Annotated in this window: 10 protein-coding genes; 6 read left to right on the top strand and 4 right to left on the bottom strand. The window is 59.0% G+C overall.

What is annotated here, in order from left to right; genetic code table 11:
* From ACRESJ_RS21965 to fdhA, 4 genes are all read left to right on the top strand, one after another.
* The coding region (locus ACRESJ_RS21965; RefSeq protein ID WP_431759789.1) for a sarcosine oxidase subunit alpha family protein at window positions 1-2,701 on the top strand (2,701 nt) is incomplete at its 5' end.
* Between the two features lie 130 nt (window positions 2,702-2,831).
* Window positions 2,832-3,464 (top strand): sarcosine oxidase subunit gamma, encoded by a 633-nt coding sequence (locus ACRESJ_RS21960; RefSeq protein ID WP_431759788.1) that lies wholly within the window; start codon window positions 2,832-2,834, stop codon window positions 3,462-3,464.
* A 147-nt stretch (window positions 3,465-3,611) separates the two neighbouring features.
* Window positions 3,612-4,469: a formyltetrahydrofolate deformylase gene (gene purU, locus ACRESJ_RS21955; protein ID WP_431759787.1), complete on the top strand. Its 858-nt coding sequence runs from the start codon at window positions 3,612-3,614 to the stop codon at window positions 4,467-4,469.
* 207 nt (window positions 4,470-4,676) lie between these two features.
* Window positions 4,677-5,876: a formaldehyde dehydrogenase, glutathione-independent gene (gene fdhA / locus ACRESJ_RS21950; RefSeq protein WP_431759786.1), complete on the top strand. Its 1,200-nt coding sequence runs from the start codon at window positions 4,677-4,679 to the stop codon at window positions 5,874-5,876.
* A gap of 60 nt (window positions 5,877-5,936) precedes the next feature.
* On the opposite strand, the gene ACRESJ_RS21945 is transcribed toward fdhA, so the two are convergent.
* Window positions 5,937-7,067 (bottom strand): RHS repeat-associated core domain-containing protein, encoded by a 1,131-nt coding sequence (locus ACRESJ_RS21945; RefSeq protein ID WP_431759785.1) that lies wholly within the window; start codon window positions 7,065-7,067, stop codon window positions 5,937-5,939.
* Window positions 7,068-7,393: 326 nt separating this feature from the next.
* On the opposite strand from ACRESJ_RS21945, the gene ACRESJ_RS21940 reads away from it, so the two are divergent.
* Window positions 7,394-7,960: a DUF2780 domain-containing protein gene (locus tag ACRESJ_RS21940; protein WP_431759784.1), complete on the top strand. Its 567-nt coding sequence runs from the start codon at window positions 7,394-7,396 to the stop codon at window positions 7,958-7,960.
* On the opposite strand, the gene ACRESJ_RS21935 is transcribed toward ACRESJ_RS21940, so the two are convergent.
* Entirely contained in the window at window positions 7,961-8,851 is an 891-nt protein-coding gene (locus ACRESJ_RS21935; RefSeq protein ID WP_431759783.1) for an acyltransferase, read from the bottom strand.
* Between the two features lie 303 nt (window positions 8,852-9,154).
* Between ACRESJ_RS21935 and ACRESJ_RS21930 the strand changes: the two genes are divergently transcribed.
* Window positions 9,155-9,658, top strand: coding sequence for an ATP-dependent zinc protease family protein (locus ACRESJ_RS21930; protein ID WP_431759782.1), 504 nt, complete (start codon window positions 9,155-9,157; stop codon window positions 9,656-9,658).
* A gap of 55 nt (window positions 9,659-9,713) precedes the next feature.
* Here the strand turns inward: ACRESJ_RS21930 and ACRESJ_RS21925 are convergent, their stop codons facing one another.
* Window positions 9,714-10,781 carry an RHS repeat-associated core domain-containing protein gene (locus ACRESJ_RS21925; RefSeq protein ID WP_431759781.1) on the bottom strand — a complete coding sequence of 356 codons (1,068 nt, stop codon included), beginning with the start codon at window positions 10,779-10,781 and terminating at the stop codon, window positions 9,714-9,716.
* Window positions 10,782-10,883: 102 nt separating this feature from the next.
* The gene (locus ACRESJ_RS21920) at window positions 10,884-11,513 is read right to left on the bottom strand and encodes a glutathione S-transferase (protein WP_431759780.1); all 630 of its coding nucleotides are present in this window, start codon (window positions 11,511-11,513) and stop codon (window positions 10,884-10,886) included.
* Window positions 11,514-11,516: the final 3 nt, after the last annotated feature.

Genomic DNA, 11,516 nt, shown 5'->3' with positions numbered 1-11,516 from the left:
CGTGAACAACGACATGATGGGGATTCTCGGCAAGGTCGGCGGCAAGCTGATGCCACCGGGCTTCTACTACAAAACCTTCATGTACCCGCAATCGTTCTGGATGACCTACGAGAAGTACATTCGTAAGGCCGCAGGTCTTGGCCGCTCGCCGACCGAAAACGATCCGGACACCTACGACTACATGAACCAGCACTGCGACGTGCTGATCGTCGGCGCTGGCCCTGCAGGTCTGGCTGCTGCACTGGCAGCTGCGCGCAGCGGTGCACGTGTAATCCTCGCCGATGAGCAGGAAGAGTTCGGCGGCAGCCTGCTCGACTCCCGCGAAAGCCTCGACGGCAAGCCTGCGGTGGAATGGGTTGCCAGCGTCGTTGCCGAATTGAAGAACACCCCGGACGTGCTGCTGTTGCCGCGCGCCACGGTCAACGGTTACCACGACCATAACTTCCTGACCATTCACGAGCGCCTGACCGATCACCTGGGCGATCGCGCTCCGATTGGCCAGGTCCGTCAGCGCGTTCACCGCGTTCGCGCCAAGCGTGTTGTGCTGGCGACTGGTGCTCACGAGCGTCCGCTGGTCTACGGCAACAACGACGTGCCGGGCAACATGCTCGCCGGCGCTGTGTCGACCTACGTTCGTCGTTACGGCGTGGCACCGGGCAAGAAACTGGTGCTGACCACCAACAACGATCACGCCTACCGCGTTGCTCTGGATTGGCTCGATGCCAGCCTGCAAGTGGTGGCCATCGCTGACGCCCGCAGCAACCCTCGTGGTGCGCTGGTGGAAGAAGCTCGCGCCAAAGGCATCCGCATCCTCACCGGCAGTGCCGTGATCGAGGCCCGTGGCAGCAAGCGCGTGACTGCAGCTCGCGTTGCGGCAATCGACGTCAAGGGCCACAAGGTCACCAGCCCTGGCGAATGGCTCGATTGCGACGTGATCGCCAGCTCCGGCGGTTACAGCCCAATCGTTCACCTGGCTTCGCACCTGGGCGGCAAGCCGATCTGGCGTGAAGACATCCTCGGTTTCGTACCGGGTGAAGCACCACAGAAACGCGTGTGCGTCGGTGGCATCAACGGCGTCTACGGTCTCGGCGATTCGCTGGCCGATGGTTTCGAAGGGGGCGTGCGCGCTGCCAGCGAAGCCGGTTTTGCCGCAGTCCAAGCGACCTTGCCAAAAGCCTTGGCGCGTCTGGAAGAGCCGACGCTGGCACTGTTCCAGGTGCCTCATGAAAAGAGCACCGCACGGGCACCGAAGCAATTCGTCGACCTGCAGAACGACGTCACCGCCGCTGCCATCGAACTGGCAACCCGCGAGGGCTTCGAGTCGGTCGAGCACGTCAAGCGCTACACCGCATTGGGCTTCGGCACCGATCAGGGCAAGCTCGGCAACGTTAACGGTCTGGCCATCGCCGCCCGTTCGCTGAACGTGACCATCCCGCAGATGGGCACCACCATGTTCCGTCCGAACTACACACCGGTGACTTTCGGCGCCGTGGCCGGTCGTCACTGTGGGCACATCTTTGAACCGGTGCGTTTCACCGCACTGCATCACTGGCACCTGAAAAACGGCGCCGAGTTTGAAGACGTCGGTCAGTGGAAGCGCCCTTGGTACTTCCCGAAGAGCGGTGAAGACATGCATGCCGCGGTCAAGCGCGAATGCAAAGCCGTGCGCGACAGCGTCGGCCTGCTGGACGCTTCGACCCTGGGCAAGATCGACATCCAGGGCCCGGACGCGCGTGAGTTCCTCAACCGCATCTACACCAACGCCTGGACCAAGCTCGATGTGGGCAAGGCGCGTTACGGCCTGATGTGTAAAGAAGACGGCATGGTGTTCGACGACGGCGTAACCGCCTGCCTGGCCGACAACCATTTCGTGATGACCACCACAACCGGCGGCGCTGCTCGCGTGCTTCAGTGGCTGGAAATCTACCAGCAGACCGAATGGCCGGACCTGAAGGTGTACTTCACTTCCGTGACGGATCACTGGGCAACCATGACCCTGTCCGGACCGAACAGCCGCAAGCTGCTCAGCGAAGTGACCGACATTGATCTGAGCAACGAAGCGTTCCCGTTCATGACCTGGAAAGAGGGTCTGGTGGGTGGCGTGCCGGCCCGGGTATTCCGGATCTCGTTTACCGGTGAACTGTCGTACGAAGTCAACGTGCAGGCCGACTATGCGATGGGCGTGCTCGAGAAAATCGTCGACGCCGGCAAGAAGTACAACCTGACTCCGTACGGCACCGAAACCATGCACGTACTGCGGGCCGAGAAGGGCTTCATCATCGTCGGTCAGGACACCGACAGCTCGATGACCCCGGACGACCTGAACATGGGCTGGTGTGTCGGTCGCACCAAACCGTTCTCGTGGATCGGCTGGCGCGGCATGAACCGTGAAGACTGCGTACGTGATCAGCGTAAGCAATTGGTGGGTCTGAAGCCGATTGATCCGAATGTGTGGCTGCCGGAAGGCGCGCAACTGGTGTTCAACACCAAGCAGGCGATCCCGATGACCATGGTCGGTCATGTGACTTCCAGTTACTTGCACAACTCCCTGGGCTATTCGTTTGCCATGGGCGTGGTCAAGGGCGGCCTGAATCGCATGGGTGAGCGCGTGTTTGCGCCACTGGCGGACGGCCGCGTGATCGAGGCAGAAATCGTTTCTTCGGTGTTCTTCGATCCGAAGGGTGAGCGCCAGAACGTTTAACCCCACAGTCCCTGTGGGAGCGGGCTTGCCCGCGATGGCGTCAGACCAGACAAAACAACTGTGACTGACACACCGCCATCGCTGGCAAGCCAGCTCCCACAGAGAACACAGAATTCAGAAAGGGTGCTTTATGACCGCAGCCAATGTTTACCAACAACGCCCAACCACCGGGGAAAAGGCCGAGTCGTCGCTGCATCACGCCGACCTCGCCAGCCTGGTGGGCAAGGGTCGCAAAAGCGCCGGCGTGACCGTGCGCGAGAAAAAACTCCTTGGCCACCTGACCATCCGTGGCGATGGTCATGACGCCGCGTTTGCCGCTGGCGTGCACAAGGCCCTGGGCATCGAATTGCCGGGCGCACTGACCGTCATCGTCAAAGGCGAAACCAGCCTGCAATGGATGGGTCCGGACGAGTGGCTGCTGATCGTGCCGAGCGGTGAAGAATTCGCCGCCGAACAAAAACTGCGCAAGGCGCTGGGCGATCTGCACATTCAGATCGTCAACGTCAGCGGTGGTCAGCAGATCCTCGAGCTGACCGGCCCGAACGTGCGTCAGGTGCTGATGAAGTCCACCAGCTACGACGTGCACCCCAACAGCTTCCCGGTGGGCAAGGCCGTTGGCACCGTGTTCGCCAAGTCGCAACTGGTGATCCGCCACACTGCCGAAGACACCTGGGAACTGCTGATCCGTCGCAGCTTCTCGGATTACTGGTGGTTGTGGCTGCAGGACGCGTCGGCCGAGTACGGGCTTAGCGTTCAGGCCTGACGGATGATCGTTCCCACGCTCCGCGTGGGAATGCATCCCGGGACGCTCCGCGTCCTTAAAAAGAGGCGCTCCGCGTCCCAAGAGCGGACGCAGAGCGTCCATGGCGGTCTTCCCACGCAGAGCGTGGGAACGAACAGAGGAAAAAATATGAGCCGCGCCCCAGACACATGGATCCTGACCGCCGACTGCCCCAGCGTACTCGGCACCGTGGACGCGGTGACCCGCTTTCTGTTCGAGCAGGGCTGCTACGTCACCGAACACCACTCCTTCGATGATCGGCTCTCGGGCCGTTTCTTCATTCGTGTGGAATTCCGCCAGCCGGACGGTTTCGACGAGCAGTCCTTCCGCGCCGGTCTGCAAGAACGTGGCCAAGCCTTTGGCATGATCTTCGAGCTGACCGCGCCGCACTATCGGCCAAAAGTGGTGATCATGGTTTCCAAGGCCGATCACTGCCTCAACGACTTGCTCTACCGCCAGCGCATCGGCCAGTTGTCGATGGACGTGGCAGCGGTGGTGTCCAACCACCCGGACCTCAAGCCGCTGGCCGACTGGCACCAGATTCCCTACTACCACTTCCCCCTGGACCCGAACGACAAACCGTCCCAGGAGCGCCAGGTGTTGCAGGTGATCGAAGAGGCCGGCGCCGAGCTTGTGATCCTTGCCCGCTACATGCAGGTGTTGTCGCCCGAGCTGTGCCGCAAACTCGACGGCAAGGCGATCAACATTCACCACTCCCTGCTGCCCGGTTTCAAAGGCGCCAAGCCATACCACCAGGCCTACAACAAGGGCGTGAAGCTGGTCGGCGCCACGGCGCACTACATCAACAACGACCTCGACGAAGGGCCGATCATCGCCCAAGGCGTCGAGGTGGTGGATCACAGTCATTATCCGGAAGACCTGATCGCCAAGGGGCGCGACATTGAAGGCCTGACTTTGGCGCGGGCTGTTGGGTATCACATCGAAAGAAGAGTGTTTTTGAACGCCAATCGCACGGTCGTTCTCTAGATCGCTATCGCTGGCAGGCCAGCTCCCACAGGGGTTTTGTGTCGTTCACAAATCCTGAACTCACCCCCGATCCACTGTGGGAGCCAGCCTGCTGGCGATAGGGCCATAACAGGCAACACAAGAAACAGCATCTATACCCGAGCAATCAACGCGCCGCCGCTCCCTGGCGACGCGAGCACTACATAAAAACAACAGCGAGGTGAAAGCATGTCTGGCAATCGTGGAGTGGTGTATCTCGGCGCTGGCAAGGTCGAAGTACAGAAAATCGACTATCCGAAAATGCAGGACCCGCGCGGCAGGAAGATTGAGCACGGCGTCATTCTGCGCGTGGTTTCCACCAACATTTGTGGTTCCGACCAGCACATGGTGCGCGGTCGTACCACTGCTCAAACCGGTCTGGTCCTGGGCCACGAAATCACCGGTGAAGTGATCGAGAAGGGCAGCGACGTCGAGAACCTGAAAATCGGCGACCTGGTCTCCGTACCGTTCAACGTGGCTTGCGGGCGCTGCCGTTCCTGCAAAGAGCAACACACGGGCGTGTGCCTGAGCGTCAACCCGGCTCGTCCTGGCGGCGCTTACGGTTACGTTGACATGGGCGACTGGACCGGTGGCCAAGCCGAATACGCGATGGTGCCGTACGCCGACTTCAACCTGTTGAAACTGCCGGACCGCGACCGGGCCATGGAAAAAATCCGTGACCTGACCTGCCTCTCCGACATCCTGCCAACCGGTTACCACGGCGCTGTGACTGCCGGCGTTGGCCCAGGCAGCACCGTCTACATCGCCGGTGCCGGTCCTGTCGGCCTGGCCGCTGCCGCTTCAGCGCGCCTGTTGGGTGCTGCGGTTGTGATCATCGGCGACGTCAACACCATCCGCCTGGCCCACGCCAAGGCCCAGGGTTTTGAAATCGTCGACCTGTCCAAGGACGCGCCGCTGCACGAACAGATCGCCGCACTGCTGGGCGAACCTGAAGTGGATTGCGCCATTGACTGCGTAGGCTTCGAAGCTCGCGGCCACGGTCACGACGGCGTCAAACACGAAGCCCCGGCCACCGTGCTCAACTCCCTGATGGGCGTCGTGCGCGTTGCCGGCAAAATCGGCATCCCTGGCCTCTACGTCACCGAAGACCCAGGCGCCGTCGACGCCGCCGCAAAAATGGGCAGCCTGAGCATCCGCTTCGGCCTGGGCTGGGCGAAATCCCACAGCTTCCACACCGGTCAAACCCCGGTGATGAAGTACAACCGCCAACTGATGCAGGCGATCATGTGGGATCGCATCAACATTGCTGAAGTGGTGGGTGTGCAGGTGATTAGCCTGGATCAGGCGCCTGAGGGTTATGGCGAGTTTGATGCGGGCGTGCCGAAGAAGTTTGTGATTGATCCGCATAAGTTGTTTAGTGCGGCGTAAGTCTTGAGGTAAAAAAAACGGCGACCTTCGGGCCGCCGTTTTTGTGTCTTGCTGTTTCGGCTATTTCTTTCTGAGTTGAGACATTTTTTTTTCAAAGAATTTTTTGCGCAAGTCATCCAGGGGCGTCAGGAAAAATCCTTGCTTGTAGGTCTTAGCGTTTTCGCGGATGTTGCGGCTAATGCGTTGACCTGCAAATTGGATGGCGATGTGCTCGTTTGCCGACGTAGGGTATCCGGTGGGTAAAACCTGCATTGTCGCCGTCATTTCTTCATTAGGCATTCCACTAGTTGAGTCGATCCAACTTTTGAGATCCTCAATGGACCTTCCAGTGGGTAACCTATCGGTGTTCTGAATCGAGAAGTGAGATCCCGATCGAGAACTTCCAGGTGGTGGGCGATGAGGAATAGAAGGGGCGATAGATGTGTCGACACTGCTATACGGTTGAACACTTGCGTAGCCGGAGGCCGTCGGGTCTGGAGAACTTTCCGCTCCGGCGTTTGAATAAATCGAAGAGGATGTCGTGCCGGGTGTTCTAGGGAGCGTTGTTGCGGCAGGTTGAGGTGAGTCCATCTGCATGGCTTTTTCGTATGCTATGTTGGCTCGCGTCACACTAGGTGTTCTAAGTTTTAATAAATTCAATAAACCTTTCCAAGGATTACCGAAATGCCCTGATGGGTCCCTCCGATTCACTGGATCCCCCACGCAATACGCATAGCCATTCAACCCGCCCCTTCCAAACGGACTCCAACTGTCCGGGCAGTTAAACCTCATCAACACCGGATTAAACGCCCGATAGCCATTCCCCAACAAATAACACCCCGTCACCGGATCCGGCCGTTCGCCGTTAAAGCCGAGCAGGCTGAGTAAGCCATTAATCAATGGGCGGTGGCCGTAGGGGGAATAAGCCAAAGGGTGCCTCTGAGCCCCATCGAGCACATTCAATACTGAGCGCTGCTGGTCGGTTGCCAGGAGGCGTGTTTCCACGGCGTTGCCCTGATGTTGGTGCTGCGCCAGCAGTTGGTCGTCGTGCTGCATGATCGAGCGTCGTGTGGCGCCTTCGATCTCGGTGGCCAGGCGATTCTTCAGGTAGAAGCGCTGGGTACTGGTTTGTGCGGTGGGTGTGCAAGTAACCAATCGATCCAACGGGTCGTAGTGGTAACGGCAGAGCAACGTTTGGCGATTAGGCTGCATGACCGACCTTCCTGAATAAGTTTGCCGATTCAGGGTTTACTCTGGCGCAAACGCTCGGGGCTGCCTACCTAGCAGATCTGATAGTGGCACAACGCTCGGAAACATTGGATCCTGTAGGAGCAGCCGGTCGACGCTCGATTGCTCGCGAAAAATAGCAGGACGCCGTGGGGTATCAGGCAGCGAGCGTTATCGTTTAAGACCCTCGCGAGCAAGCTCGCTCCTACAGATGATCTGGGCGGGGGCGGGGAACAATGTTCGGGCTCGCCAGTCCAACGCACAGCTTTGCGCCGCCCATTTCCGGGCGGTTTTTTATTGGGGGCGTCTGGATGAAGGTTTCACGCGGTTTTGTACTGGCATCGCTCATGACTCTGGCGGCCGGCCCGGTTTTCGCTCAGTTCAGCCTGGGCGATGCGATCACTGCCATTGCGGGTGGGAAAAGCGATGATGTGGCCACCCAGGCGGCGCCGACTCCGCAGACCGCGGATCTGTTCAGCGCGCTCAGCCAATTGAACCTGACACCGCAACAAATGATCGGTGGCGCCGGGGCGATGTTGGGTTTGGCAAAGAACCAGCTCAGCCCCACCGATTATTCTGAACTGACGACGAGCGTGCCGGGCATCGATAGTCTGTCCAGTGGTGGCCAGCTTGGCGTGATCGCCGGTTTGCTGGGTTCCAATAGCCAGGCTGCAGGGCTGGACAACGCCCTTGGCAACGTCAAGAACACCAACGACCTGAACAACGCGTTCAGCGCACTGGGCATGGAGACCGGCATGATCGGTCTGTTTGCCCCGATACTCCTGCAATACCTCGGTCAGCAAGGGGTTACCGGCTCGCTGTTGCAAAGCCTCGGCGGAATTTGGGGCACTGGCCTGAGCACCGGCCTGGGCACTTGATCAGCGGCGGCTTTCGCTGCGCAATGCGTCGATGCGCTGGTCCTTTTCGGTCCAGAGCTGGTTGACCCAGTTCTGGACCGTTTCACGAAACGCCGGATCGTTTTCGTAGTCGCCCTGCCACAGCGCCGGCGCAAGTTCACGGGTCTTGATGTCGATGATGACCCTGGGCACGTTGCCGCTGATCAAATCCCAAAACCCTGGAATTCTCTGCTGCGGGTACACCACCGTCACATCAAGAATCGCGTCGAGTTGTTCACCCATCGCCGCCAACACGAACGCTACACCGCCGGCTTTGGGCTTGAGCAGGTGGGTGAACGGTGACTGCTGTTGAGCGCTTTTCGCTGCAGTAAAGCGCGTGCCTTCCAGATAATTGACCACGGTCACCGGCTGACGCTTGAACAGCTCGCAGGCCTGTTTGGTGATTTCCAGATCCTTGCCCGCCAGCTCCGGGTGCCGGGCCAGAAACGCCTTGGTGTAGCGCTTCATGAACGGATAATCCAGCGCCCACCACGCCAGGCCCAGTAACGGCTCCCAGATCAGCTCTTTCTTGAGGAAGAATTTAAAGAACGGCGTGCGCCGGTTCAGCGTCTGGATCAGCGCCGGGATATCGACCCAGGATTGATGGTTGCTGATGACCAGGTAGGACGTGTCTTGCCGCAGGTCATCGCCGCCGCGAATGTCCCATTGCGTGGGGATGCACAGGCGGAAGATCAGCTTGTCGATCTCGGACCAGGTCTCGGCGATCCACATCACTGACCACGAGGCGTAATCACTAAAGCGCCCGGGCAGGATCAGCTTGAGCAGAGCAAACACCAGCAATGGCCCGATCAGGACCAGGGTGTTGAGCAACAGCAGCAGGGTAACGAAACAGCCGGTGAGCAGGCGGCGCATAGATGACTCTTGAAAGCGTTTGGGCGCGTAATGATAAGCAGCTTCGTGCGGGAGGCCAAATTGTGGGTGACGAATGTTTCACGTTTGAACCGTTAGTCTCTGCCCACCGATCGTTCCCACGCTCAGCGTGGGAATGCCTCAAGGGACGCTCCGCGTGCCGGCCGCGCAGCCGGTTTCTGGTCATGCACTGATGGGACGCGGAGCGTCCCGGGCTGCATTCCCACGCAGAGCGTGGGAACGATCATCGGAACAACGGTCTAAAATTGCGCTATCCATTGCCCATTGCCCATGGAATCCCAATACGTGAAATCCCTCCTCGCACTGCTGTCCCTCATCGCCCTGCCAGTCATGGCCGCCGAGCCCACCCTGTACGGGCGTTACGAATACATCGCGCTGCCGGAAATCGGCGGTGAAGTGCTCAAGGCCAAGATGGACACGGGTGCGCTGACGGCGTCGCTGTCGGCCACGGATATCGAGACCTTTACCCGTGATGGCGAAGAATGGGTACGTTTCCGCCTCGCCACCAAGGGTGCGAGCAACAAGGTCTACGAACACAAGATCGCGCGGATCAGCAAGATCAAGACTCGCTCCGAAGAGGACGAGGACGAGGGCACGGTCGCGCCGACCAAGCGGCCGGTGGTCGATCTGGAATTGTGCCTGGGCAACGTCAAGCGCACGGTCGAGGTCAACCTGACGGATCGCAGCAACTTCAACTATCCGTTGTTGATTGGGGCGAAGGCGTTGCGTGAGTTTGGTGCGGCGGTGAATCCGGCTCGGCGGTTTACGGCGGACAAGCCGGATTGTTGATCAGTTGAGTGATGATCCTCCACGCTAGGGAAGCTGGATATCATTAGAGAACGGTTTAGCGTGGACTAAAGCCCGGTTCGCCTGATCGTATGCGTCTATTCCTGGTAGGCGGACTTCCAAACGAGTTCAGTGCCCTGATGCTTTGTTCACGTTTCACGGCCGTTAAGATGTCAGTTCTCTCGGTACCAACGTTTTTCCAGGAACTCGCAGTACGCTCAAGTTCCACTAGCTCGGATGCGGACATGTGTTCAACCGTATCCGAGATAGCAGAATTATTTGAAGGGGCGTTTCTGCTCTGCATTCTGTTGAATGAGGGGTCTGAGTTTGTGGTGGTATTGTTGAGAGCCTTCATACTCGCAGCTTGACCTTCTTTAATCGCATCGTTCCACTCCTTGCGAAATTTTGCTTCCTCCTTTTTGGTTAGCATCGTTTTGTTTATTTTGGATTTTGCTCCTTTACCAACGGGAAGTTGTACAAGCTCTGGGTTACCTGACTCTTGCTGCCATGCCCCGATCTGGACAATATTTTCCGGTTTGGCAGGTTTTTTCATTACGCCAATCTTTCTCAATAAAGACTTGATCGGAGCCCAAGTGTGTCCCGTTGGATCACTGCGGTTCACGGGCTCTCCGTCGCAATACCCATACGCATTCCACCCACCCCTCCCAAACGGACTCAAACCATCCGGACTGTTAAACCGCATCAACACCGGATTGAACTGCCGATACCCATTGCCTAAATGATAATGCCCGGTCACGGGGTCGGGCCGTTCGCCGTTGAAGCCGAGCAGGCTAAGCAAACCGCTTTGCGCCGGACGATGGCCGTAGGGTGAGTAGGCGAGGGGATTTGGTCGAAAGGCGTCGAGGGCGTTGAGCACCGAGCGTTGTTGATCAGTTGCCAGCAAGGTGCTCGTCACGTTTGCATTGAGGTGATTTCGCTGCGCCAGCAAGTGATCGTCGTGCTGGAAGAAACTCCATCGAGCAGCCCCCTGAATTTCAGTGGCCAATCGGCTTTTGCAATGAAAGCGCTGGATGGCGGGTTGTTGGACTACTGTGCAGCCGATCTGGCGGTCCAGCGGATCGTAGTCATAAGTGCACAGCACGATTTCATCAGGTGAATTTGGCATCGGCTGAGCTCCGTGAAAGGTCCAGATAGCGGACCTTGAGCATCGGAGCTTTTATACGATTTGCCTACTATCAGAACTGATAGTCTTTTGCCGCTGCCAACCTTAAACCTTCGGCATCGTCGCAATCATCGAAGGTCGCTGGCTCACCTCGAAATACCACGCCGCCAACTGCGGATTCACTGCTCGCCAGTCCAGGTCCGGATGGCGCAAATCCACATAACCCAAGGCACAGGCCACGCTGATCGCCGCCACATCGAAATGGCTGGTCAGTTCGGCGATGGCGTCTTTTTCCAGCAGGGCGAGGGCGCGGCGGATTTTGTCGCGTTGGGCGTCGAGGTACTCGTCCCAGTGTTTTTCCGGGGCGCGCAGGACGACTTCGTAACGCACCAGTACGGCGGCGTCCATGATCCCGTCGGCCATTGAGGCCAGGGTCAGGCGGCGCCAGCGGGCCGAACCTTCGCGGGGGATCAGCGGGTTGCCGACGTGTTGGTGGTCGAGGTAGTCAAGGATCACCCGGCTGTCGTGGATGACGTTGCCGTCGGCCAGGCGCAGGGCGGGGATTTTGCTCAAGGGGTTGTCGTTGATCAGGGCCTGGTCCGGATCGACCGGGGTGAGCACACAGTTTTGCAGGGCCACGCGGTCCTGTTGACCGGTTTCGTGCAGCATCACCATGACTTTGCGGACGAAGGGCGAGAGAGAGTTGTGGTACAGGGTCATGCTCGGGGCGGACATGCT

This window comes from Pseudomonas sp., from assembly GCF_050739655.1.
Taxonomy (GTDB): domain Bacteria; phylum Pseudomonadota; class Gammaproteobacteria; order Pseudomonadales; family Pseudomonadaceae; genus Aquipseudomonas.
The sequence above is the reverse complement of the archived record's forward strand: the minus strand, read 5'-3'. Positions and strand labels throughout refer to the sequence as shown.